General features: G+C 38.9%; 19 protein-coding genes and 2 pseudogenes. 11 read left to right on the top strand and 10 right to left on the bottom strand.

From position 1 onward, the window contains the following. Both VB713_RS07295 and VB713_RS07290 read right to left on the bottom strand, forming a co-directional pair. Positions 1 to 3,532, bottom strand: a 3,532-nt coding sequence (locus VB713_RS07295) for an eIF2A-related protein (RefSeq protein ID WP_323310900.1), incomplete at its 3' end; no start/stop codon positions are given. A 383-nt stretch (positions 3,533 to 3,915) separates the two neighbouring features. Continuing rightward, positions 3,916 to 5,220, bottom strand: a complete 1,305-nt coding sequence (locus VB713_RS07290) for an ATP-binding protein (RefSeq protein WP_323310899.1) — start codon at positions 5,218 to 5,220, stop codon at positions 3,916 to 3,918. A gap of 112 nt (positions 5,221 to 5,332) precedes the next feature. On the opposite strand from VB713_RS07290, the gene VB713_RS07285 reads away from it, so the two are divergent. Next, complete coding sequence (locus VB713_RS07285) at positions 5,333 to 6,271, top strand: serine hydrolase (protein WP_323310898.1); 939 nt, start codon at positions 5,333 to 5,335, stop codon at positions 6,269 to 6,271. Between the two features lie 45 nt (positions 6,272 to 6,316). Here the strand turns inward: VB713_RS07285 and VB713_RS07280 are convergent, their stop codons facing one another. The 5 genes and pseudogenes from VB713_RS07280 to VB713_RS07260 form a co-directional block, all read right to left on the bottom strand. Continuing rightward, entirely contained in the window at positions 6,317 to 6,397 is an 81-nt protein-coding gene (locus VB713_RS07280) for a hypothetical protein (RefSeq protein ID WP_323310902.1), read from the bottom strand. Between the two features lie 59 nt (positions 6,398 to 6,456). Next, a pseudogene (locus VB713_RS07275) lies at positions 6,457 to 6,663 on the bottom strand (Uma2 family endonuclease); the annotation flags it as partial. 162 nt (positions 6,664 to 6,825) lie between these two features. Further along, positions 6,826 to 9,510: an ATP-dependent chaperone ClpB gene (clpB, locus tag VB713_RS07270; RefSeq protein ID WP_323310897.1), complete on the bottom strand. Its 2,685-nt coding sequence runs from the start codon at positions 9,508 to 9,510 to the stop codon at positions 6,826 to 6,828. Between the two features lie 386 nt (positions 9,511 to 9,896). Next, positions 9,897 to 10,331, bottom strand: a complete 435-nt coding sequence (gloA, locus tag VB713_RS07265; protein WP_323310896.1) for a lactoylglutathione lyase — start codon at positions 10,329 to 10,331, stop codon at positions 9,897 to 9,899. A 179-nt stretch (positions 10,332 to 10,510) separates the two neighbouring features. Next, positions 10,511 to 11,413, bottom strand: coding sequence for a TetR/AcrR family transcriptional regulator (locus tag VB713_RS07260; protein WP_323310895.1), 903 nt, complete (start codon positions 11,411 to 11,413; stop codon positions 10,511 to 10,513). Positions 11,414 to 11,533: 120 nt separating this feature from the next. Here VB713_RS07260 and VB713_RS07255 point away from each other — a divergent pair, with 120 nt between their 5' ends. The 3 genes from VB713_RS07255 to VB713_RS07245 are packed head-to-tail and all read left to right on the top strand — an operon-like array spanning position 11,534 to position 14,772. Next, positions 11,534 to 12,823 (top strand): ABC exporter membrane fusion protein, encoded by a 1,290-nt coding sequence (locus tag VB713_RS07255; RefSeq protein WP_323310894.1) that lies wholly within the window; start codon positions 11,534 to 11,536, stop codon positions 12,821 to 12,823. Continuing rightward, positions 12,820 to 13,998 (top strand): ABC transporter permease DevC, encoded by a 1,179-nt coding sequence (gene devC / locus VB713_RS07250; protein WP_323310893.1) that lies wholly within the window; start codon positions 12,820 to 12,822, stop codon positions 13,996 to 13,998. The genes VB713_RS07255 and devC overlap by 4 nt, the downstream gene beginning before the upstream one ends. Positions 13,999 to 14,055: 57 nt before the next feature. After that, the gene (locus VB713_RS07245; RefSeq protein WP_323310892.1) at positions 14,056 to 14,772 is read left to right on the top strand and encodes a DevA family ABC transporter ATP-binding protein; all 717 of its coding nucleotides are present in this window, start codon (positions 14,056 to 14,058) and stop codon (positions 14,770 to 14,772) included. Between the two features lie 327 nt (positions 14,773 to 15,099). On the opposite strand, the pseudogene VB713_RS07240 reads toward VB713_RS07245, so the two are convergent. Next, positions 15,100 to 15,328: pseudogene (locus VB713_RS07240) on the bottom strand (Txe/YoeB family addiction module toxin). After that, positions 15,309 to 15,515: a prevent-host-death protein gene (locus tag VB713_RS07235; RefSeq protein ID WP_323310891.1), complete on the bottom strand. Its 207-nt coding sequence runs from the start codon at positions 15,513 to 15,515 to the stop codon at positions 15,309 to 15,311. The pseudogene VB713_RS07240 and the gene VB713_RS07235 overlap by 20 nt, the downstream one beginning before the upstream one ends. Before the next feature lie 861 nt (positions 15,516 to 16,376). Between VB713_RS07235 and ndhL the strand changes: the two genes are divergently transcribed. The 4 genes from ndhL (at position 16,377) to VB713_RS07215 (ending at position 18,694) form a co-directional block, all read left to right on the top strand. Beyond that, positions 16,377 to 16,586 carry an NAD(P)H-quinone oxidoreductase subunit L gene (gene ndhL / locus VB713_RS07230; protein WP_323310890.1) on the top strand — a complete coding sequence of 70 codons (210 nt, stop codon included), beginning with the start codon at positions 16,377 to 16,379 and terminating at the stop codon, positions 16,584 to 16,586. Positions 16,587 to 16,610: 24 nt separating this feature from the next. Further along, positions 16,611 to 16,910 (top strand): DUF3007 family protein, encoded by a 300-nt coding sequence (locus VB713_RS07225; RefSeq protein ID WP_323310889.1) that lies wholly within the window; start codon positions 16,611 to 16,613, stop codon positions 16,908 to 16,910. A gap of 83 nt (positions 16,911 to 16,993) precedes the next feature. After that, complete coding sequence (gene trpA, locus VB713_RS07220) at positions 16,994 to 17,797, top strand: tryptophan synthase subunit alpha (protein WP_323310888.1); 804 nt, start codon at positions 16,994 to 16,996, stop codon at positions 17,795 to 17,797. A gap of 240 nt (positions 17,798 to 18,037) precedes the next feature. Then, on the top strand, positions 18,038 to 18,694 hold the full coding sequence (locus VB713_RS07215; protein WP_323310887.1) for a heterocyst differentiation related protein: 657 nt from the start codon (positions 18,038 to 18,040) through the stop codon (positions 18,692 to 18,694). A gap of 60 nt (positions 18,695 to 18,754) precedes the next feature. Here the strand turns inward: VB713_RS07215 and VB713_RS07210 are convergent, their stop codons facing one another. Beyond that, positions 18,755 to 20,632 carry a protein kinase domain-containing protein gene (locus tag VB713_RS07210; protein WP_323310886.1) on the bottom strand — a complete coding sequence of 626 codons (1,878 nt, stop codon included), beginning with the start codon at positions 20,630 to 20,632 and terminating at the stop codon, positions 18,755 to 18,757. A 165-nt stretch (positions 20,633 to 20,797) separates the two neighbouring features. On the opposite strand from VB713_RS07210, the gene VB713_RS07205 reads away from it, so the two are divergent. The 3 genes from VB713_RS07205 to mgtE all read left to right on the top strand — a co-directional run bounded on the left by VB713_RS07205 (position 20,798) and on the right by mgtE (position 23,933). Then, the gene (locus VB713_RS07205) at positions 20,798 to 21,286 is read left to right on the top strand and encodes a hypothetical protein (RefSeq protein WP_323310885.1); all 489 of its coding nucleotides are present in this window, start codon (positions 20,798 to 20,800) and stop codon (positions 21,284 to 21,286) included. A 424-nt stretch (positions 21,287 to 21,710) separates the two neighbouring features. Further along, positions 21,711 to 21,914, top strand: a complete 204-nt coding sequence (locus tag VB713_RS07200; RefSeq protein ID WP_323310884.1) for a hypothetical protein — start codon at positions 21,711 to 21,713, stop codon at positions 21,912 to 21,914. A 669-nt stretch (positions 21,915 to 22,583) separates the two neighbouring features. Beyond that, a complete protein-coding gene (gene mgtE / locus VB713_RS07195; protein WP_323310883.1) occupies positions 22,584 to 23,933 on the top strand; it encodes a magnesium transporter in 1,350 nt (449 codons plus the stop codon). The last annotated feature ends 18 nt before the right edge of the window (positions 23,934 to 23,951 follow it).

The following is a 23,951-nucleotide window of genomic DNA, read 5'->3' as shown; positions in this document are numbered from 1 at the left end:
ACCGCGCTGTGCTATCAGATGAAGCGGTAGCAATGGTTTGACCGTCCGGGCTGAAACTTACACTTCTGACATAAGACTGATGTCCCTTAAATTTTTGCAGCTCTTTCCCTTGTAGATTCCACAACCGCGCTGTCTTGTCGAATGAAGCAGTTGCAATGGTTTGACCGTCCGGGCTAAAACTCACACTATTGACACTTTCCTCATGTCCCTTAAATTTTTGTAGCTCTTTCCCTTGCAGATTCCATAATCGCGCTGTATCGTCCGATGAAGCAGTAGCAATAGTTTGACCGTCCGGGCTGAAACTCACACTATTGACAATACTCTGATGTCCCTCAAATTTTTGCAGCTCTTTCCCTTGTAGATTCCACAACCGAACTGTGCTGTCAGATGAAGCAGTAGCAATTGTTTTTCCGTCCGGGCTGAAACTTACACTATTGACATAAGACTGATGTCCCTTGACATAAGACTGATATCCCTTAAATTCGTGCAGTAGTTCCCCCTTTAAGTTCCACAACCGAACTGTGCTGTCAGATGAAGCAGTGGCAATGGTTTTTCCGTCTGGGCTGAAACTCACACTATTAACAGCTTGCTGATGCCCTTGAAGTTGGTTAGGTTTTTCGATGTCGTCCAGGATAATATTTAAAACATAAATAGGGCTAGTAGTCGGATATTGATCCAGAGGAGTATCATCTTTAAGTAAATTTTTTAAACCTTGGCCATTCTGTATTGCAATAATTAAAGAACGTAAAACTTCAAATTGGAATTGTCTTAAAATATTCATACCACTTTGTTCTAATTGTGTAACTTGTTTAGCAATACCAGTCTCTCTAAATTGGTTTATAGAATAAACAGAAGCCATACCAGCAATTACTACTAACCCCAAAGCTAAAATAGAACTTACTCTTAACCTTTTTTGCCCCTTTTTAAGTTGTTTGTCAGCTTCAATTTTTGCGTTGGCTAATACTTGCCTTGCTTCCTCTACTTCTTTTAATTCTGCTTTTGTTTTACTTAATTCTTCTAATAATTCATTCCCCTGTTGTTGACGAATAAACTCAACTAAATAATCATGCACTAATTGATATCTATCCGCAGGTGATTCTGGTAATAATAAAACCAAACCCGACGCAACGAAAATATTTAAAACTAAATCTAGGTTTTCACTTTCTGCTGGTAACTGTTCTACTAATTCAGCGCGAGTTTTTAAAGGTCTTGTCCCATTTTCGTCTGTGAGTAAATATAAAACTAGTCTGGCTGTTTGTTCATTTTCTTCACCACATTCTTTAATGACATCTTCTAAAAACTTCTCAACTAATTTTTCTTTGCCAAATTCTTGATATTTATCTAAAGTTTGAATTTGTTTTGATTGTAATTGTGTCCCGACTATTTGTAATTCAATTGGTCTAACTTCACCGATATCTCCGGCTAAATCTTCAACTAATTTATCAATTAATCCTGGTTGTAAATAAAAGTTTGTTTTTTCTGTGAGACTTTGAATAACAGCTTTAGCATCTGCGGGTGAAAAATTACCCAAATAATAACGAATGTTTTTATCAAGAATGTTATTGTTAGTAACTGTCAAATCAACTAAACGGTCTAATTCTAATAAATAATGTAAATAATCTTCCCGTAATGAAAGCACAATTTTCACATAAGGAATATCTAAACATACCCGCAGAAAGTCATAAAATTGTCTTCTTTGTTTTTGGTCAGTATACACAAAGAAAAATTCTTCAAATTGGTCAAATATCAAAACTGTTAATAAATTACTGGTTTCATTTTTTCGCAATTGGTGAATAATTCCATCTGTTGAATATTCATTTATTTCAATTTTTAAATCTTGTCCTAAAATTTCTACCCAATTTGTATAAACTCGTAAAAGTATTGGTAAAGAGTTACGTTCTCCAATTGGTTCTTGTTGCAGTGCAGGAATTAAACCGCCTTGTAAAATCGAGCTTTTACCTACTCCAGACTGTCCATGAATTACTGTTAATTTATGTTCATTTACAGCAATTCTGCCACGCAGCCGTTTAACATCTTCTTCTCTCCCAGAAGCGGAAATTTCTTGAGCAATTGTACCATTATTTTCAACTTCTGAATTTTCAGATTTAATAACTTTGCGTTGCGGGTTTAAATAAGATGCACCAACAAAAGCTGTAAATCCATATTGTTGTTTAATTTGTAATATTTCTTGTTTGATTTCAAAAGCTTTTAAATATTCTTCTTCTTGAAAATATAGTAAATTTAATTGTTCTAAAATATCAATATACAGTTTAGGATTATATTGAGGACGACTTTCATTTTTGGCGATTTCTAAAATTTCAATTGCTACATAATCACCTAAACCCACATGAGAAAGTGCCAGCAATAAGCGATATAAAGTGCGTTCATGAGATAGTACATTAGGAAGATTACTTAAAATCTCTATTGCTTGTTCTGCATTTTGATTTGCTTTTAGCCATTCTTCCTTTTTTAATGCTACTTCTGCGAGAAAACCATAATTTTGACATAATCCAATTTGCAAACGTTGTAGAGATATTTCGGTATTGTGTAGAGAAGTTCTATGTAATGTCTCTACGTTATATAATTTTAGAGATTTTTGAGCTAGTATTTCTAAATCATTCCATGCTTTTTGATGTCGTAATATTTCCCCTAAATGGTTGATATATTCAATGACTAAATCTAATCTTGACCCTTGTTCAAAAATATCTAAAGCTTGCTGTAAATTATCTCTAGCATTTTGCCAATTTTCTTGATTCTCAGTATTATTGATTTCAGCTTTTCGACTATAAGCTGAAGCAATTTTAACTAAGAGAATACCATGACGTTCTAAGTTATTATGCGTTTGCCAAAATTCTAAACTTCGCTGATAATAAATTAAAGCATTATCTAGATGATCTTGTTGATATTCCCGTAAACCAAAAATCAAATCTAAACTTGCTTGTATTTCTGGATCTATTTCTTCTCCTCTGTTTTGTAAATCCTGACTGGCAGATTCTATTTCTTTGTAAACTTGGGGACTAGGAGTAACATCATTAGTAAAAATTTCTGCTGTTGTTTCTTGGAGAAAATCAACTAAATCCTCAGAATCATTTTCAAAGTCAATAATACTCCCCCAATTTTCTAAATCTGGTGCGACTCTGATAATTCTCCTGAGAATTTGGTCATCTATCCAAATCAAAATCGGAAAGGTAAAGTTTTTTCTAAATTCTTCTCTAATCTGATTAGATAAACTCAAAATTGCATCAATGTTGTTAACAGAGTCTAAACCAAAAATCATTAAAGCTTGTGGTTGTGAATCTGTCAATTCTTCTGATATATGATTGTAGAGACTTTTAGCTGATGCTGGTAAAGTAATTTCTCTAATGGGTATAGACGAAATTTCTTTGAGTTGTGCTGCTATTTGCTGACGTAATTTTGCATAATTACAACGCAGGAAAATTAGTGATAATTGACCTTGAGATAATCTAATTGCTTTTAATATGGTTTGTAAGGAATTATCATTATTATCAGTGGGACTTTCTGGATTATTCATGATGTTAAATGATTATTGGAAATAATCTACTTAAATTATTGATCTACGTAGGTTGGGTTGACGTAAGGAAACCCAACATTTCCGGTATTTTGTTGAATTGTGCTATTGCTTAATCTATCCATTTTCCTACAGCAGTAAAACCCCACCCCTAACCCCTCCCCGCAAGCGAGGAGGGGGACTGGAATTAATACCTTATCCATTTTTTGTAGGTTGGGTTGAAACATAAAACCCAACTTACGAATCAAGGCTTTTTCCAATTTGGACAAGGTATTGCACTAACCAATGTAATTATAGCGGTATGCACTTGAATGAGATACATATTAAACCCCCTCCTCGCTTGCGGGGAGGGTTCTTGTATCTCGCTTAACCGAGAACCGCTATATTCATGACATTAATTCTTTTGATTCTATCAAAATTGGATTAATATCAAACCAAGAACCATCTTCGTCTCGATATTCAAATACAAACATACTGCGGAGTAAGATATCATATTGTTCTTCACCTCTATATGTTTTTGTTTTCCATACTTCTTTTAATAACTCCCATTCATCAGGTGTGATTGCCAAATTTAATTCATTACAACGTTTTCTGATAACGGTTTCTACACATTTTCGAGAAATTGGTATATCTTCCATTTGCAAACAACGAAATAATAACATCAATAGGTTACGTAAATGACCACCGCTAACTTTACAAAGTCTTTCTAATGTTTCAGGACTATCAAATATTTTTGTAATTAAACTTTGACTTTGTTCCCAATTTAGACTAGGAAAAGCTCTCTTCATTACCATTTCTTGTAGGAGTGTAATTCCTGCTTGATAATCTGTGCCATTTCTCTGTTTAATTGCCACCATTGGTAATACTTTGGGGTCTACTCCAAAGCGATTTGTTAATCTACCTAAAGCGTTAGAAAATATGAGAACTAGAGGAATTGTATAAACAACATGACAGTTTAATTTATTTAGCTGTTCACCACGTTCTACAAAGAGATATTCTGGTTGATATTGACCATTTGGTTTGAGAGCATTATCTACTCTATCGAGGTTATCAATGATGACAACTAAACCTGATTTACCTTGTTTTTTGAGTCTTTCTCTTGCAGGTAAGAGTAATTCTTGATTAATTGATTCTAAAATGCCATTGGTGCGGGGTTCTAAATATTGTCGGAGTTGACTGCGTAGCCGAGGACTATCTTTAGTTTTAGCGGTAATTTTGCCAATACCCACAGATAATTCCGCTTCCACACCAATATCTAACGGGGTTTGTAACAGTTCAGCTATTTCTGTAAATAGATTTTGAAAATATCCAGGTTTGAGTTTAATGTTTGCTGACTCTAAACTTTGACTAACTTCTCTAGCTATGGCTAGTAAAATATCTGTAATATCAATATCAGCTAAATCTAAACTTTGGCTAGATTCAAAATAAACTACATGAAATCCTTGTGCTTGTAAGTCTGCTTTTAGTCGTAACAACTCTGTCGATTTGCCACAACCAATATGTCCTGTAAATAATTGACACGTCGGTGATTCTGGAGAAAGTAGGGTAATAGTTCGTTTTAATTCTCTAATTATTTCTGCACCACGCACTTCGGAAAAATCAATATAGTATTGTCTATCCTCAGCTTTGCTTTGATCAAGGGTTTTATTAGGGTTGCAAGCTTGATAAAATCTTATTAAATCAAGAGTCATGAGAAATTGCCTAAAATGAGTCTAATTTTAATTCATCTCTCAGTAATTATACAGGTAATGATAGGATTAATCCAGAAACTAAACTCCTGATAGCATAAGGGAATTTTCGCAAATGGTTTTTTTTAATCAAGACGAACAGCTAGAATATCTCAGTAATGAAATTTTAGAAGCAACTTGGTCTAAATTTGCAAATTTAGCTCATAATCAAATAGCTTTAACTTGGGTTGTCTATGATCCTCCGGTTCCAGTAAATACAGGTGGTGCGTTGACTCCTGACGCTTTTTGGAATCATCCAGTGCGAGGATTTAGTTATCGTGGTGGAGAACGCATTTATCCTGCTAGCGTCGTCAAGTTGTTTTATTTGGTAGCGGTTCACGAATGGCTAGAAAAAGGCATGAGTAACACTTCCAAGGAATTAGAACGAGCCTTGGGTGATATGATTGTTGATTCTAGTAATGATGCTACCAGTTTAATTGTCGATATTCTCAGTGGGACTACATCTGGTGCAGAATTACCTAATGGACCTTTTGAAACTTGGAAATATCAACGCAATATTATTAATCGCTATTATCAGTCTTTGGGGTGGGAGGAAATGAAAGCAATTAATGTTTGTCAAAAAACCTGGGGTGATGGTCCCTATGGAAGAGAAAGGGCGTTTTATGGGGAGATGTTTGAAAATCGCAATATGCTGACTACCGATGCTACGGCTAGGTTATTGCATAGTATCGTGGGTGGGGTGGCGGTGTCGAGTGTGCGATCGCAATCCATGATGTCTTTACTCAAACGTAGTCTTAATCCAGACGAGTTACCCAAAAATGTTGAAGAAGACCAGATTACAGGCTTCTTAGGGGGTGGATTACCTGAAAATAGTCAAATTTGGTCAAAAGCCGGCTGGACAAGTTCAGTGCGCCATGATGCGGCTTTTATTGAATTACCAGAACAACATCCTTACCTGTTAGTAGTATTTACAGAAGGGAAAGATCAAGCTAAAAGTCGAGAAATTTTACCGTTTGTTTCTAGGAAAGTTGCGGAAGCGGTTAGCAATTTATAAACATAATATAAGTTGTGCGTTAACTGAGTTTAACGCACTCTACAATTAGCACTTTAATGATTCTAGTCGCAACAGCCATGAATTAAAGTGAGGGCATTTATTCCGAATTGTTTCCAGTCCAATCAATTCAGCGAATAATGGACTAACAACAGACTTTCATTATTTAAACGAGCAATTGTCAGAAGTCTGAGTAAAAAACCCAAATAAATTAATATATTACTAGCGATGCCTGCGGCGAGCGAAGCTATCGCACTATGAACTTCTGAACCTCCAGGCATAGTAATAATCTCTCCGTTGCGATATTCGTGTCGCTCTGTGGCGGTTTCTTCCATCGCTCGGTACTCATCTGGAGTGAAATGAGTTGTTGTCGGGTTGGTTTGAGCAATAACCATGCGATCGATCGCACCTCCTGTATGATTAAACCTGAGACGATTATGACTTAAATGGAAAAAACAAATATTACAATCCGAGAATTAAATGTGTGTGACTTGAAACCCTTGTAGAGAGGTTAAATGGAACGTCTCTACATTAGTTATCAAAAATGTCTATCTAATTTACGCTTCTGAAGATGCTTCTATTAACTTCACAGTATTTTTCACCACTGACACCTTCACAGGCTGTTTTTTACTGAAAGTTAACCCATGTTCACCTTTTTCAATGATGATTGTGTCACCAGAAATAAAGGTATTTTCTAATAACTTGGTAGCGAGGGGATTTTCTACTTCGCGCTGAATTGACCTTTTCAACGGACGTGCGCCATAAACAGGATCATAACCTGCTTCTACAAGATGGTCACAAGCCGCTTGGGAGATTTCAAAGGAGATTTTTTGCTCTTTTAAGAGATTTTCCACCCGTTTGAGTTGAATACGGATAATATGCCGCATTTCTGAACGGTTGAGGGTGTGGAAGAGTATCAAGTCGTCAACACGGTTAAGGAATTCGGGACGGAAGTGACTTCTTAAACCTTCCATAACTCGGTTTCGCATCATATCATACTTGGTATCATCGCCAGCGACATCGAGAATATGTTCACTACCGATGTTGCTAGTCATGACTATGACGGTATTCCGAAAATCTACGGCGCGTCCTTGGGAATCAGTAACTCTACCATCATCTAATACCTGAAGCAAAATATTAAACACATCGGGATGGGCTTTTTCTACTTCATCCAAAAGCACGACAGAATATGGATGTCGGCGAATTGCTTCGGAAAGTTGTCCACCTTCTTCGTAGCCAATATAACCAGGAGGCGCACCTACTAGGCGAGAAACCGAGTGTTTTTCCATATACTCGGACATATCCAACCGCACTAAAGCATCATCAGAATCAAAGAGAAATTGAGCTAAAGCGCGGGCGAGTTCGGTTTTACCCACGCCAGTTGGTCCCATAAACAAGAATGAACCAATGGGACGACCGGGGTCTTTCATCCCTGCACGGGCGCGACGAATAGCCGCAGAGACGGCGGAAACGGCTTCTTCTTGACCGATTACCCGTTCATGTAAATGACTTTCTAGTTTGAGTAATTTTTGCCGTTCTGATTCCAAAAGACGATTTACGGGGATTCCTGTCCATTTGGCGACGATTTCGGCAATATCGGCTTCTGTGACTTGTTCCCGCAGCAGGGTTGAACCTTGATTTTGAATTTCTAAGAGTTTCGCTTCTTTAATTTCGCGATCGCGCTGCACTCCCTCCAATTTGCCATACTTAAGTTGGGCAGCTTTGTTCAAATCATAATCCCGTTCTGCTTGTTCAATTTGCACTCGCAATGCATCTTCTTCTTTCTTTAAAGTGCTAATAGCTTCTAATAGCTGCTTTTCACCTTGCCATTGATCATTAAATTTTTGCTGTTTTACAGTTAAAATGCTGATTTCTTGCTCAATTCCCTCTAAACGCTCTCTAGTTGGGGAATTCGCTTTTTCTTCTCCAGATAATGACAGCTTTTCCATTTCTAGCTGCATTATACGTCTGTCAATGGTTTCTAATTCCGCCGGTTTGGAGGTAATTTCCATTTTCAATTTCGCGGCGGCTTCGTCTACTAAGTCAATGGCTTTATCTGGTAGAAACCTATCTGCAATGTAACGCGCTGATAAAGTTGCGGCTGCGACTAAAGCAGAGTCAGAAATTTTCACATTATGATGCACTTCATAACGTTCTTTTAAACCCCGCAGAATCGAAATTGTATTTTCTACGCTTGGTTGATCTACATATACTTGTTGAAAACGGCGTTCAAGTGCAGCATCTTTTTCAATGTATTTGCGATATTCATCTAAGGTAGTTGCACCAATACAACGCAATTCACCCCGCGCCAACATGGGTTTAAGTAAGTTTCCTGCATCCATTGAGCCTTGTTGGTTAGCACCGGCACCAACGACGGTATGAAGTTCGTCAATAAAGAGAACTATTTGCCCGTTGGATTCAATAACTTCACGGAGGACATTTTTTAACCGGTCTTCAAACTCACCTCGGTATTTTGCCCCAGCGATTAAACTACCGATGTCTAAAGATATCAATTGACGATTCTTCAAAGACTCTGGAACGTCGCCGTTGACCATTCTTTGGGCTAAAGCTTCGGCGATCGCAGTTTTACCAACTCCCGGTTCACCAATTAGCACAGGGTTATTTTTACTACGACGCGATAAAACCTGAATAACCCGGCGAATTTCATCATCTCGGCCAATCACAGGATCTAATTTTCCAGCTTTTGCCTGTTCTGTCAAATCTCTACCAAAACGTTTTAAAGCTTCATAAGGTGTGTCCGCAGATTCTGGTTCTCCCACCTTTTGAGTCACTTTCTGGGTAGCGCGAACTGTTTTGACAGCAGCTTCTAACTTAGCTATATCTACATTTAAGCCTTTAAATATTTTTCTGCCAATGCGATCGTCTTCAGCTAAAGCCAGGAGTATATGTCCTTCGCCAATTTCCTCTTCTCTCATTCTCGCTCGAATTTCTTCAGCGCGATCTAGTAGCAAATCTAAATTGCGTCCTAAGTAAAGTTGATCACTTTTACCAACTTTTGGCTGACGTTGGGTATAAGCTTCTAATTGTTGTTTTAAACGGTTAGAATCAACATCCCCACGGGCTAAAATACCTATAGCTAAACTTGTAGGTTCTTCTAAAAGAGCAATAATTAAATGTTCGACTTCTAATTGCTGTTGTTGATAAGCACGGACTATATCCTGAGATTTAGTAATTGCTTCCCAGGCCGTATCAGTAAATTTATTAGGATCTGTAGGCTGCATCTGTAGAATTTTGGATTTTTAGTTTAGAAATTGGGGAATGGGGAAATTTTAAGTATATAGACTAGGAAGACCTTTCGCTGTGCATACAAACAAGGGAATAGCAAAAAACATATCACTTCATACTACATACTGAATATCTTCCTAGTACAACATGGCGTAAATAAACCAACTTTTGTCAATTGCCAAAAAGCCTATACTATCTTAGTTCTGACTTTTGACTTTTGACTTCCGCCCTGCGGTACTATTATTCCACTCCCCCAAATAATGATCCAAACATAATTAGCGTGTATCCGCTTATATCTTCGGTGGCAATTTGAGATTGGCAATTTAGCTGAAGCCTGAGCAAATTGGCCTGTTTGTACTTCACCTAGATTTTGGTGGAAAAATTACTGTTTCACCAGCTGGTTTTCTGATTCCGCTTTTTCAGTTGTTCCGTGAGTAGCCAATTGAATTAACTCAACTTTATACCCATCTGGATCTTCCACAAAGGCAATGACAGTAGAACCATGTTTCATAGGCCCTGGTTCCCGGACTACCTTACCACCACGATTTTTAATTCCCTCACAGGTAGCGTAAATATCATCTACTCCCAGGGCAATATGACCGTAAGCATTACCCAATTCGTACTTTTCCACGCCCCAGTTATAAGTTAATTCTAGTACGGTATGGTCGCTTTCTTCACCATAACCAACAAAAGCGAGAGTAAATTCTCCCCCTGGATAATCTTTGCGTCGCAGTAATTTCATTCCTAGAAGTTCACAGTAAAATTTTAATGACTCTTCTAGGTTGCCGACTCGCAGCATTGTGTGTAGTAATCGCATCTTGATACCTTTGTTCAATTCTTATATTTTATCAAAAATGAAAATTTGAATATGTCTCACGCAAAGGCGCAAAGGCGCAAAGGTTAAATTTCCCAAAGGCCATATTTTGATTTAAAGTAGTGCGTTGCACTTTTGCTAAGGCATCCTACACAGATAAATATTCCATGTATATACAAAAATCATTCTCCCGACTTCTGAGCATCTCCAAAGCCTTGACGAGCAAAGATTTCAATCATCTCACTGCGGGTCAAATTATTTGCTGCCGCTAGTTCGTCCAACTTTGCCCAAGCAGTGTCTGTAAGCCGGATAGACCGCAACTTTTTAGTCTCAGAACCATAATCAGCCTGAAATTTACCCCCCGGTGTGCGCTTGCGTCTGGGTGATTTATGCCTTGTACCGGAATACTTATCACCATGTATATCTATTTTATTACTGGTGATTAAATTAACCAAATTATCAATCAAGCGATCGCTCTCCATTGGCAAAATCTCTCGACTATGCAGCATATTCTGAAGAATTGTGAAATGGATTAATGTCCCCTTAAAAATCCGTGCAGCTACCTCTGGATCAGGTAATTGTAGTTCTGGATGGGCTTGAAAATATTTGCTAATCACCTCCAAAGCAGGTTTATCTACATTGCGGACAAATACCTGTGCTAGTGAGGGAAACCTCCCCGATTCGGCAATAATCAGCCTCACAAGACCCAGTAATTCCTGTGAACAATTAGTATTATCTAAAATACTTTTTGCCAAGCGACGCAGCACAATTTCCGGCTCACCTTCCAAAAATCCGGGTTCAGGGTTAAAAACAGCCAAATATTTTTGCTGCGCTAATCCTTCAATCAATGCAGTGAATAATCCTTCTTTATCCTGAAAATAGCTGTATACAGTTGTTTTCGATACACCTGCGGCTGCTGTCACTTTATCCATTGTTGTTGCAGCGTAACCATGTGCCAAAAATTCCTGCATAGCACCAGCCAAAATAGCATCAACTTTATCTGCTAACAGTGATTGTCTTTGGTTTTGCGCTCCGTGCGATCGCTCTACAAGACTTTCTTCTACAGCTTTGTTCTTTTTTCGCATATCAGCTACCCAGATTAATTTTTCCGGTGACTATTGACATTATTGTAATGAACAGTTTAGTTTAGTAGAGTTACTAAACTAATTAGTTTACTTACCATTCTAAATTATAGAGAGAAATTTATGGTGCGTAATGTAGCATTTAAACCTAGTTTCCAACCAATAATTATGCTGGCTACGGCTATAATTGTCGGCATTGGTGGCTTACAAGGGTATAGAATTTTACAAAATCAATCTAAGACTGCCGATCAAACTCAAGTCTCCCCAGTCAACATACCGCAAATTAAGACGGTGACAGCATTAGGGAGAATCGAACCCAAAGGCAAAATAATTAAACTTTCCGCACCTACTTCTAGTCAAAATAGCCGAGTAGAGACACTTTTGGTTAAAGAAGGAGATAACGTTAAAACTGGTCAAATCATAGCCATTTTGGATAATCTTCCCCGTCTCGAAGCCGCTTTTCAAGAAGCCCAAGCATCAGTGAAAGTTGCCCAGGTAAACTTAGAAAAAGTTCAATCTGGTGCGAAATTAGGCGAAATAAATGCCCAAAAGTCTGAAATTGACCGAATAGAGGCGCAGAAGCTAGGAGATGAAGCCGGACAGAGACAAGCCGTGGCTAGATTAGAAGCTCAATGGCAAGGTGAAACAACAGCACAACAAGCAACAATTAATAGACTCCAAGCTGAACTCAAAAATGCCCAAGTAGAACTGCAACGTTATCAGCAACTTTACCAAGATGGGGCAATTTCTCAGTCTTTATTTGATACTAAAAGCCTCAGTGTTGATACCATCACCCAGCAATTGAGTGAAGCTAAAGCCAACCTCAATCGCATTGATAGCACAGGACGTAAGCAAATTAGCGAAGCCAAAACCATCCTCACTCGGATTAACGCCACAGGTAGCAAACAAGTTAGTTCAGCCACAGCTACCTTAAACCAAATAGCCGAAGTGCGTCCGGTAGACATAGCAGCAGCGAAAGCCGAAGTTAACCGTACTATAGCCGCAGCCAAGCAAGCCAAGGCTAACTTAGACCAAGCTTATGTGAAATCTCCTCAAAATGGTGTAATTTTCGACATTTATACCCGTTCCGGTGAAGTAGTATCCAATGACGGAATTGTGGAAATTGGACAAACCAAGCAAATGTATGCGGTTGTAGAAGTTTACCAAAATGATGTCAGTAAAATTACTCCTAAACAAAAGGTAAAAATATCCAGCAACTCCCTACCAGGTGAATTACATGGAACCGTAGATTGGGTAGGCTGGAAAGTACAACGGCAAAATGTGATCAATAGTGACCCCAGTGACAATATTGATTCCAGAGTTGTAGAAGTTCATGTACAGCTAGATGAGGCATCTAGCCAAAAAGCAGCAAAATTTACCAACTTACAAATTAAGGCAGTAATTTCACTATGATAGGATTAATTCAAGAACTGCAAAGACGTACACCTTTGGGATGGTTGCAACTCAACCACCATAAAAGTAGGCTTTTAGTTGCTTTATCAGGGATTGCTTTTGCTGATGTCCTCATTTTCATGCAGCTTGGCTTTCAGAATGCCTTGTATGACAGCAACACCACCTTAAATCGGGCTGTACTTGCAGACATCGTTTTAATCAGTCCGCAAAGCCGAAATATGCAAAATATGTCTACTTTTTCCCGAAGACGACTGTTTCAAGCTGCTGATGTACCTGGTGTGAAATCAGCCGAAGCCATGTATATCGGTTTAGTAACCTGGAAAAACCCCCAAACACGCCGCAAAACCTCAGTGCAAGCAATCGGGTTTAATCCGGAACAAGCTGTATTAGATATACCAGAAATCAACGCCCAATTAGATAAACTTAAATTACCAGATCACTTCCTGTTTGACCGGGGTGCTAGAGGTGAATATAATCAGGTTTTTAGTAAAGTTGATGCAGGTCAAATTGTCAGCACAGAAATAGAAAAACGGACAATTAATATTAGTGGATTATTTAAATTAGGAGCATCATTTGGTGCTGATGGTACACTAATTTCTAGCGACGAAAACTTTCTCCGTATCTTTCCCAAACGACGGGCTGGAAGTATCAATCTTGGCTTAATTTCCATTCAACCTGGCTATGATCCACAACAGGTTGCACAAGCATTAAAATCACAACTAAAAAATGAAGATGTGAGAGTTTTTACCAAGCAAGAGTTTATTAAATTTGAAGAAAATTATTGGAAAAAAGAAAGTCCTATCGGCTTTATATTTACAGTAGGCGTATCTATGGGATTTATTGTTGGTGTCATTATTGTTTATCAAGTTCTTTCTACAGATGTAAATGCCCATCTCAAAGAATATGCCACATTTAAAGCAATGGGATATCAAAACTCATACCTATTAGGTGTAATTTTTGAAGAAGCCATTATTTTAGCAGCATTAGGTTTCATTCCTGGATTCATAGTACCTTTAGGACTTTATCAACTGACTAGAAATGCCACAAACTTACCGATATATATGACCTTAACAAGAGCATTAATAGTTTTATTATTGACAATCATCATGTGTGCAATCTCCGGTACAATAGCCACTGGTAAACTACAATCAGCCGATCCAGCCGATATGTTTTAAAAACTTCAACATTACCCTCTACGCCTCTGCGTAAAAAAATCTTAAAAAACTTCGATTATGCAAACTATTAATTCTCCCATACCAGTCATTTCTGTTCAAAATCTCGACCATTATTTCGGAACTGGACAACTGAAAAAACAAGTATTATTTAATATCAATCTCACTATTAATACAGGTGAAATTGTCATCATGACAGGGCCATCAGGTTCCGGAAAAACCACACTATTAACCTTGGCTGGTGGTTTGCGTTCTGCTCAATCTGGAAGCTTGCGAATATTAGGTGAGGAATTATGCAAAGCTAATCCCAAACAACTCACCCAAGCGCGACGAAATAACGGTTATATCTTCCAAGCTCATAACTTACATGGTAGTTTAACAGCACTACAAAACGTGCGAATGGGTTTAGAATTGCAACCAAGAATATCAACTCAAGAAATGCTCAATCGTTCAAAAGCAATGCTAGAAGAGGTAGGATTAGGAAATCGAATTGATTACTACCCAGATAGTTTATCCGGTGGACAAAAACAACGAGTTGCGATCGCACGAGCATTAGTAAGTCAACCTAAAATAGTCTTAGCCGATGAGCCTACAGCCGCACTAGATAAGCAATCTGGGCGGGATGTGGTAGAATTAATGCAGAAATTAGCAAAAGAACATGGTTGTACAATTTTGCTTGTTACCCACGATAACCGCATTTTAGATATAGCAGATCGTATTGTTTACATGGAAGATGGTCATCTAGTCAGGGATAGTGTAGGTGCTGTGACTGCGTAAAATAAAAAAGTTTTTATCTTCTGCTTGATGTAAGTTACAACACGTTTGTAAATCACTCAAGCTTTTAATGGTGTCTGTAACTACACAACCGGGGTTATAGCTATCAACGAATAGCTGATAGATTATACTGCAAACGGGTCAAACTTGGACTTATGTCATACTGACCGTAACGTAGTGCAGGGAAGTATCTCGGAGATTCTTCACTTCGTACCCTGCGGGAAGCAAGCTACAGAATGACACTTTTAACCCGTTTTTAGTATAAACAAATCTGGTTACACAACTTCACGTGGTGGCCAGTGGTCTAAGCAGGTTGTATATAAGCGATTTTCAGTAGTGAAAGCGGCAGGTGAGAATTCTGATTTTATCATCTAGGACTTCATAAACCAGAGGATGTTCTTGATTCGTGTTTTAGCGCTTCAGGTTGTCCTGTGCCTTCAAATGGATTACGTTGTACTTCACGAATTAGTTTGATGATTTTTAATGCTTTTTTACGGTCGCTTTCGATCCACCAAGCTAAGTCCTCAAAAGCATCTGCATCAAATTCCAAGTTTTTCACAGGCTGCTTCTAAAGAAATTCCATCTTGACGTTTTCTAGCTGTAAGTAATCTTGCTTTCATGGCTGGACTGCTCAACAGATAAGCAGTTTCTCTCTCAGCAATTATTTCTTGCCAAAGGGCAATGGGGACAACTACGGAAACTGGTTGCCCTTCTGAATCACAGATGTATTGTAATGCGTCATTCATAGCAGCCAATATAATTTACTGGATTGCTAATAATTATAACGGCAAAAGTTTTTATGAAATATTTGTGATTCCTACGGAGCGCTTCGCGATCGCACCTCCCGTTTAAACTCCAGTTACTTCAAACATAAATTCACAATTACAAATTATTTTAATGGGGGTGGGGGGACTTGAACCCCCACGACCGTTTAAGGTCAACGGATTTTCATTCTTCCACAGCTTTCACTGTTGCCTTGTTGATTGAACAACTCCAGGTTTTAAGAATTGGACTCTCCCTTTACCCTCGTCTTTACGTTAGGGTAGCTCCCGTCGAGTCTCTGCACCTTCCCGGAAATTTGAATTTTAGATTAAAACCTTAAATCAAATATTTCTGGGCTTGGCTCAGGATTGCCATATCTGTAAACAGATTTAGGTTTCCCTGAATTTGAGAGCTTCCACTTGAAAGATTTCTCTATCAAGGCTCAGTTTTCTAAGTCCGTAGCGTCTACCATTCCGCCACACCCCCAAGGGTTTTTGATGTTTAGAGGCTTAAAAAACCTCCCCATCTATTTCATCATTAATTGCGTATTTTGTGCAAGTAGTTTTCAAAATTTTTTTTCAAGCACTACTTTTTTCACTTCAGCCCCAAAATCATAATTTTTAAGTTATGAGCTTGTTTAGCTAGCTAGGTTGCACAAACGCGTTTAACGGCGAAATATAACCATAACACAATATAAACTTTTTTTCAAATTATTGCAAGTCAGACAAAATTAATTTATTTGCTTTCCCAACAAAACTGATGCGTGATACTTCCCTGAGTCTGACCATTCAGCATATTATGGGAATAGATACACCGAATAGTCTTCTCAAATCCGATAAAGAATTATGGTTGTAGCGCTACTATATCTAATTTTGGCCGGAGCTTATCTTCTGGTAGTCCCAATGGCTGTGATGCTTTATCTAAAGCTGCGGTGGTATACAGCTAGTTCTGTTGAACGTGCATTTATGTACTTTTTAGTGTTCTTCTTCTTTCCGGGTTTGTTGCTGCTTTCGCCCATTGCGAATTTTCGACCCCGGCGCAGGCAAATTGTTTAACTTGATTGGTAGGTCATAACTCTCATGCGACGCATTGATGCAATCGGAATTGCTTTGGGGATTTTTGTAGCTGGTGGCTTGGCCTATGCAGGATTACAGCTAGTTGGGTTAGATGGACAAAAAGCTGGAATTTGGAGTCAAGTTTTACTGGTTGTTGGTTTGTTGGGCTGGTTGTCCACATATCTTTTCCGAGCAGGTAGCAAAAAAATGACCTACCATCAACAACGGGAAGAGTATGAAAAGGCTTTCCTGCAAAAGCGACTAGATGAACTCACTCCTGAAGAATTAGCAAAAATTCAAGCTGAAATTGAATCAGGAAATTAGGTGACAGGTGACAGAAAAGATAGGAAGATATGGAGAATAATATTTTCCCTGTTAAGAGTTCCCTGTTCCCTTCTTCTGAACTAATGACTGCAATTTCTCGTTGTTTTGAAAATTTAAGACGGAATCAAGAGTGCGCTCTGATTCCGTTTATTACTGCCGGTGATCCTGATTTAGAAACTACCGCTAAGGCTTTACAAGTTTTAGATCGTTCTGGAGCCGACATAATTGAGTTGGGTGTTCCTTATTCTGATCCTCTGGCGGATGGTCCTGTGATTCAAGCCGCAGCTACCCGTGCGTTGGCAAGGGGTACTACTTTAGATCAGGTGCTGGAAATGTTGCGAGCAACTACTCCTAGTTTAAAAGCACCAATTATTTTATTTACGTATTACAACCCAATTTTACACCGAGGAATTGATAAGTTTCTTCAGCAAATTAAGGCTGCTGGTGTAGCAGGTTTAGTAGTTCCTGATTTACCTTTGGAAGAGGCGGCAGGGTTATTAAAACCAGCGAGTGAGATGGAGATTGATTTAACTCTGTTGGTAGCTCCTACTAGCTCTACTGAGAGGATAGAAGCGATCGCTCGTGCTTCTCAAGGATTTATCTATTTGGTGAGTGTGACTGGTGTAACAGGAATGCGATCGCAAATGGAAAGCCGAGTTTCCGATTTACTCACACAAATTCGCTCGGTGACAGATAAACCCATCGGCGTAGGCTTTGGAATTTCTGACATTGAACAAGCTCATCAAGTCCGAGAATGGGGTGCAGATGCAGCAATTGTGGGTAGTGCTATAGTTAAGCGTTTAGCCGAAGGGACACCAGCACAGGGATTAGATGCGATCGCTCAATTTTGCCAAAATCTGAAGACAGCAATTACAACTACCTCTTGATGATTTGGGAAAATTAGATTAAAAAGTATAACAAGGTAGTTTTTTTACCATCCATTAGTGGACAATTTGACTGATATGGTCTTGAATATTAACAGCACATACTAAGGTAAAAAAACTACCTGGATATATTTGCTTATAGTTTGAGTCTTATTGTGAATTGAAGTAGGCAAGCAATATGAGTGTGAGAGTGAGTCAGTCAAAATCTAGTTACGCTGCCGTCGTAGTTGAGGGATAAAAGCAATGAGTGAAAGTATGGCATTTATCGGCGGAGTTGCTGTAGCTGGTCTGGCGGCTCTCCTCCTCTTAAAAGGAACAAATACTCCTATACAACAATCTAACTTTGCTGCTACACCACAAATGCCATCATTTGTACAGCCCCAGCTAATGCAGCAACCTGTCCAGTATCCCCCTAATTACGGGCAACCAGCATATCCATATCAACAACCAGTCACGCCTAATTCCGAGCAGCGTGTGGAAATGGAAAAGCTGAACATGACAATGGAGAAGTTGAAAACCGACAACGAACAGTTGAGGTTACAAAACCTGCAACTCCAGGGACAAGTACAGAATTACACCCAGCAGCAGTGGCAATTAGCCCAGCAGCAAAATCAACAAAAAATGGCGATACTCCCATCTGAACAGAAAGCGTGGTGGGAATCACCTATAATTTGGGCAGTCGGGGGAGCAACACTAACTATCGGTGGTGGTGTTGTGGTGGCTGGAGTTTTATCTCTATTTTCTCCAAAACAACATCGTCCTACCCGCACTGTGCAAGTAATTCATCCCTACAATGGTGCGACACCACCATTAGCAAATGTCCGTCGGGCTGAGTTTTTACCCTCCACTCGGATGGAAACCAGACGCATGGAAACCGCAGAATATGATGAACTACACTAGGACTTGATTTAATTCAGTCAAGCTGGTAATGGGAAGAAGATAGTTTCCATTACCATGCATTTACAAACTACTAGCTGGCTTGTCTGTAGCGCTAGGAGTTGGTGTAGAGGTTGGTTGATTTTCATTACTATTCTTATCTTGCTTAGGAAGAACCTGTTTAGCTGCATTTTCAGATGCTTGTTTAAACATTGGTTCTAATTTGTCCTGCCAGTATTTAATATTGGGTAATTTTTCAGGATTATCTCGATAAGCTAAAACTTGATCCCATTTACCATCATCAATAGCCTTATTGATGTCATTAGCTAAGGCTTCTGCCTTTGCCCAATCATTCTGCCATTGATTGACAATCTCAACAGTTTCTTTAATTCCTGATGCAGCATTGGCAGGTATTGATCTCAGTATAGCGATCGCACCTTGCAAATCTCCAGACTCAAACTTCTGTCTAGCTTGTGCGACAATTTTATCCTTATCCTTACTAGCTTGGGATTTTTCAGATTCTGATATTTCTGGCTCAGAAGTAGCAACAGCAATAGCTTTAACTTGCGGTTTCGGAACAGGGATAGATGTAATTAAAGAACTATCATCTACCGTTTGCACAGAAATACCTTGATCCCTCAAGCAAGAAATCCAATTGTCATTATTAGTAATCACATCGGAATGCGCCCAGGCCAAACGTCCCGACTTGAGTTTCAGTTCAATCCAACCCCGTTTTGTACGCTTGCCAGTCACATCAAATTGGCTATTATCACCAACAGTTTTCAAAATATTATCAGAATTAATTGCACTCGGTTCAGAGCGGATATTAGAATTAGCCACCACTACAGCCAAGCATTTGTTTCCCAATGTGTGATCGTTCCCTGTCCAATTAGCAGTTAAATTTTTCACATTTGGATATAAATTTGTCACCAAAGCCGCTGCACCACCTGCTAATAAAATGCCAATTAGCAAAGGTAATGGATCAGGTTTGTTAGACTCTCTGAGAACAGGCTTAGAAACCACCGGATTAGCGGGTGCAACAGCCACTGTGTGCTGTGAAAACACTTGAGAAGAGGGGGTAGGGGTTTGGTAACTAACTCGCTTAGGAGCCTCTGAAGGTAGGGAATATCCAGAAGTAAGATTCATCAACTCTCTACAGGCTTGCAGCGCTTCCGTAGCGGTTTGATAGCGGTCTTTAAAGTGATAACGTACCATTTTGCTGAGAATTTCTGCCAAACGGTAGTCAACAGGTAGAAAATGCTGCCAGAGAATTTCACCTGTATTGGGATCTTCTTGTAATTGCTTGGCTGGTACTCCCGTTAAAGCTTGAATAGCAATGATACCCAGAGAATAAATATCACTATTAGGACGGGGTTTGCCTTGTCCTTGTTCTGTAGGCATATAGCCCGGAGTACCAATCGCCACTGTAGCCGTGAGTTGTGCGCCAACTGTCACCAAGGGCGATCTTAATTGTTTAACTGCCCCAAAGTCCACTAAAACCAATCTATAATCAGCAGCGCGACGAATAATATTATCTGGCTTAATGTCGCGGTGAATGACACCTTGTTGATGGACAAATTCTAAAATACCCAGAACTTCCAGCAACAATTGCATGACTTGGCCTTCATTCCAAGGTTGTCCGGGAATTAATTCCTGACTCAGAGTATGTCCGTCAACATATTCTTGAACTAAGAAAAATTCTTGATTTTCGTCAAAATAAGCGAGTAGCCTGGGTATTTGGTCATGATTACCCAGTTTTTCTAAAGTTTCGGCCTCGCTGTTGAAGAGACGTTTAGCCGTTTCAAAAATTTTGGGGTCAGTGCTGGCCGATTTGAGGTGTTTAACAACGCAGATGGGATTGCCTGGCCGCCTGGTATCTTGGGCAATGTAGGTTTGACCAAATCCTCCTTTCGCCAAGATGCGAATGACTTGGTATCGGTGGTCTAGTAGTTTGCCTATCATATTCCCTCCCCAGTTTTAATACCTAATTTTCCAGATAGTAATAGATATCTCCAAAATTTCTTTGAGGAAATCCGCTATCTTGAGAAAAGATTTAAACTAAAAACGCGGTTTTTTAATAAAAACAACAAATTGTTACGTTTGATTTAGTATCTATGTTAACTAGCAATGCCACCTAAGATAACAAATTCCACTACATGGCAGCAAGCTGAACTCCTCATGCAACCTGCATTTATTCGCGTTGTCGATAATATTCGTAAGCATCTTGATGTATCTTCCTGGAAAGGTACTTACCATGATGTACTGATTTGGCCGCCTAACACAACTGATGAAACAAAAGTCTTGGTGACACAGTTGTTGCAAGAAATGGAATCTGCAACACATGAACGGGTGGAAGACATTAGAGAAAATCTTGCCCATCTGCCGATGCCCCATCCAGGATACCATCTGCGCTTGCAACGTCAAGAGCAGCAAGTGAATGTGGATTTGTGGGATATTTGTTACCAAGTGTGTTTTTTAGATTACAGTGCAGGAATTTCCGAAGTTGATATTGATACTAGTTTAGTTGATGAATCAGGAGAAGTGGATTGGCATCATTTGGAAGAAAAAACGAAGCAGCTAGTTAAACACCTATTTGATAGTTTACCAGGGGGTTGAAGCGTTGGGGTGTGGTGTGTGCGAATATACAGGGTTTTGGTATTGGGTATTTAAGATGAAAATAAATGGATTTTTGTATTCGATTAGCTCATTTAGAAGATATTCCGACGCTGACAACTTTAATCTCAGAGTCTGCCAGAGTTTTGCAATCAGGCTACTACAGTTCAGAACAAATTGAAGGCGCACTGGGCATAGTTTGTGGGGTTGATAGTCAACTAATTCAAGACAAAACATACTTTGTGGCTGAGAATAATCACCAGATTGTTGGTTGTGGTGGTTGGAGTCAGCGTAAAACGCTTTATGGAGGTGATTCAGGCAAAAATAATCAAGAGGACAGTCTGCTCAACCCAGACAGTGATTCAGCCAGGATTCGTGCATTTTTGTTCATCCAAAATGGGCGCGTCGAGGAATTGGAACTCAGATTATGCAAGCATCTGAAAAGGCTGCTAAACTTGCTAAATTTAAGGACGCTGAGATTATTGCAACGCTGTCTGGAGAGCCTCTCTACACAAAATTTGGTTATCAGGTGATTGAGAGATTTGAAATTTCTCTACAAAATAGTCAGTTTCTCCCCGTTGTCCGTATGTTTAAGAGCTTTAGGCGTAACCCAGCAAGTGACTTTAGCTAATTATTTGAGCGATATCAGGTTAAGCAAATCTGCATTATTATATACTTACGATTTTGGGCGATTGAATTACTATTTGACGGATATATCTGAAACGGTATTTTACACGTAACTACTAAACGTAAGGATTCAGCATACAGAATTTTTGATATGGCAGGGAACAGAAGAGAAAAATATTCTTCTTCCTGACTACTGAACTCCTGACTCCTGAATTCTTACTACTAAATTCTATGTAGGTTAAAGATATATCAGCATTCAGTTGAGACTGAACTAAAAATCAAAAAATTGATCGTGATGACAAAGTTTCAAAGTTAAAAATAAAAACTATTTTTTGTAATTCAAATATATTGATTTTGTAAAGTTTGTCAGTAAAGAGGCTATTTGACTTGACACAGATTAATACAGTAGTAAAATCTCTAAATTAAACTGGAACAAAGACCGCTATTTTCATAATCATGTACAATTTTACCAAGGATGTACATTATTAGCAAGCATTTGTCCGAGAAAACCATTCTGGGATAGGATGATAAACTAACGGTGCTTTAATCCAATATCAATAATATTGAGTTTTTAAGATTTTATGGACAGATGTCCACCAGATGGCAGTAGCAACCTCCTCTAAGCTGGCGAGTTAGTTTCCCAGCGTGGGGGAGACTATCGGAGGTATTTACTATGCTCACACAAGATGTTCGCAATGCCCTAGACATTGCTGACTTGAATCAGCTTAAATTTGATTTAAACCGATTACAACCCGTAGATGTTGGAGAATACATTACACAGCTACCTAAAAAACAAAGAGCGATCGCATTTCGTCTTCTCAACAAAGGTCAGGCTATAGATGTTTTTGAATATTTACCCACAGAAGTACAGGAAGAATTAATCAATTCCCTGCATGATATTCAGGTAGTACAACTTGTAGAAGAAATGAGTCCTGATGAACGGGCTTATTTATTTGATGAACTCCCAGCAGGAGTAGTTAAACGGCTATTACAACAACTAAGTCCAGAACAAAGACAAGCTACATCTACAATTCTCGGCTATCCAGAAGGAACTGCTGGAAGAGTGATGACAACTGAATATGTGCGGTTGCGAGAAGGATTAACTGTTGGTGAAGCTTTAAGCAAAATTCGTCTGCAAGATGAAGATAAAGAAACAATTTACTACGCTTATGTTACAGATGATAATCGCACCTTGCTAAGTGTTGTTTCCTTACGTCAGTTGTTATTTACTTTTCCTGATGTCTTAATTAAAGATATTGCTAGTGATCATGTAATTAAAGTTAAAACTGAAACCTTGCAAGAAGAAGTTGCTCGCATTATGCAGCGTTATGACTTAATTGCTATGCCTGTAGTTGATCGGGAAGATAGATTAGTAGGCATTATTACTATTGATGATGTCATTGATATTTTAGAAGAAGAAGCAACAGAAGACATTCAAAAATTAGCGGGGGTAAGTGGTGATGAATCGGCTTTATCTTCTCCACTGGTAACAATTTGCAAACGATTGCCTTGGTTGTTAGGGATTATGGGATTGTATATAGGTGCTGCTAGTGCGATCGCTCCTTTTCAATCTGTAATTGCTGCTGTACCAGTCCTCGCTGTGATTATGCCCATTTTTTCTAATACAGGTGGCACTGTCGGCATACAATCTTTAACCGTCACTATTCGCGGCTTGGGAGTGGGAGAAGTCACACCCAAAGATACTCTTAAAATTCTTCGTAAAGAACTGTTAGCGGGTTTAGGAACAGCCCTTGCTTTGTGCATAACCATGATGCTACTTTCCCTAATTTGGGCTAAACCCCAAGAAAGATGGGTAGCCCTGATTGCAGGAACAGTCATGGCAACTAATACAATTGTCGCTGTCACCCTCGGTACTTTACTGCCTATGGCTTTAACCCGTTGGAAGCTAGATCCGGCTTTAATGAGTGGTCCATTAGTCACCACACTTCTGGATACAATTGGCTTTTTAACCTTCCTCAGCATGATTTCTATTGCTTTAAAGGTTTTTAATCTACAACCTTAAATAGCCACATTTGCCGAA

It is taken from the genome of Anabaena cylindrica UHCC 0172, from assembly GCF_034931625.1.
GTDB classification, from domain to species: Bacteria; Cyanobacteriota; Cyanobacteriia; order Cyanobacteriales; family Nostocaceae; genus Anabaena; species Anabaena cylindrica_A.
This window is presented reverse-complemented; position numbering and strand designations above follow the sequence as displayed.

Coding starts and splice junctions, on each gene's coding strand:
- VB713_RS07210 (WP_323310886.1), bottom strand. CDS start 20,632: ATGATAGGCAAACTACTAGACCACCGATACCAAGTCATTCGCATCTTG.
- VB713_RS07255 (WP_323310894.1), top strand. CDS start 11,534: ATGGTGCGTAATGTAGCATTTAAACCTAGTTTCCAACCAATAATTATG.
- VB713_RS07245 (WP_323310892.1), top strand. CDS start 14,056: ATGCAAACTATTAATTCTCCCATACCAGTCATTTCTGTTCAAAATCTC.
- ndhL (WP_323310890.1), top strand. CDS start 16,377: ATGGTTGTAGCGCTACTATATCTAATTTTGGCCGGAGCTTATCTTCTG.
- VB713_RS07225 (WP_323310889.1), top strand. CDS start 16,611: ATGCGACGCATTGATGCAATCGGAATTGCTTTGGGGATTTTTGTAGCT.
- VB713_RS07235 (WP_323310891.1), bottom strand. CDS start 15,515: ATGAATGACGCATTACAATACATCTGTGATTCAGAAGGGCAACCAGTT.
- VB713_RS07290 (WP_323310899.1), bottom strand. CDS start 5,220: ATGACTCTTGATTTAATAAGATTTTATCAAGCTTGCAACCCTAATAAA.
- VB713_RS07285 (WP_323310898.1), top strand. CDS start 5,333: ATGGTTTTTTTTAATCAAGACGAACAGCTAGAATATCTCAGTAATGAA.
- VB713_RS07205 (WP_323310885.1), top strand. CDS start 20,798: ATGCCACCTAAGATAACAAATTCCACTACATGGCAGCAAGCTGAACTC.
- VB713_RS07260 (WP_323310895.1), bottom strand. CDS start 11,413: ATGCGAAAAAAGAACAAAGCTGTAGAAGAAAGTCTTGTAGAGCGATCG.
- VB713_RS07215 (WP_323310887.1), top strand. CDS start 18,038: ATGAGTGAAAGTATGGCATTTATCGGCGGAGTTGCTGTAGCTGGTCTG.
- mgtE (WP_323310883.1), top strand. CDS start 22,584: ATGCTCACACAAGATGTTCGCAATGCCCTAGACATTGCTGACTTGAAT.
- gloA (WP_323310896.1), bottom strand. CDS start 10,331: ATGCGATTACTACACACAATGCTGCGAGTCGGCAACCTAGAAGAGTCA.
- devC (WP_323310893.1), top strand. CDS start 12,820: ATGATAGGATTAATTCAAGAACTGCAAAGACGTACACCTTTGGGATGG.
- clpB (WP_323310897.1), bottom strand. CDS start 9,510: ATGCAGCCTACAGATCCTAATAAATTTACTGATACGGCCTGGGAAGCA.
- VB713_RS07200 (WP_323310884.1), top strand. CDS start 21,711: ATGCAAGCATCTGAAAAGGCTGCTAAACTTGCTAAATTTAAGGACGCT.
- trpA (WP_323310888.1), top strand. CDS start 16,994: ATGACTGCAATTTCTCGTTGTTTTGAAAATTTAAGACGGAATCAAGAG.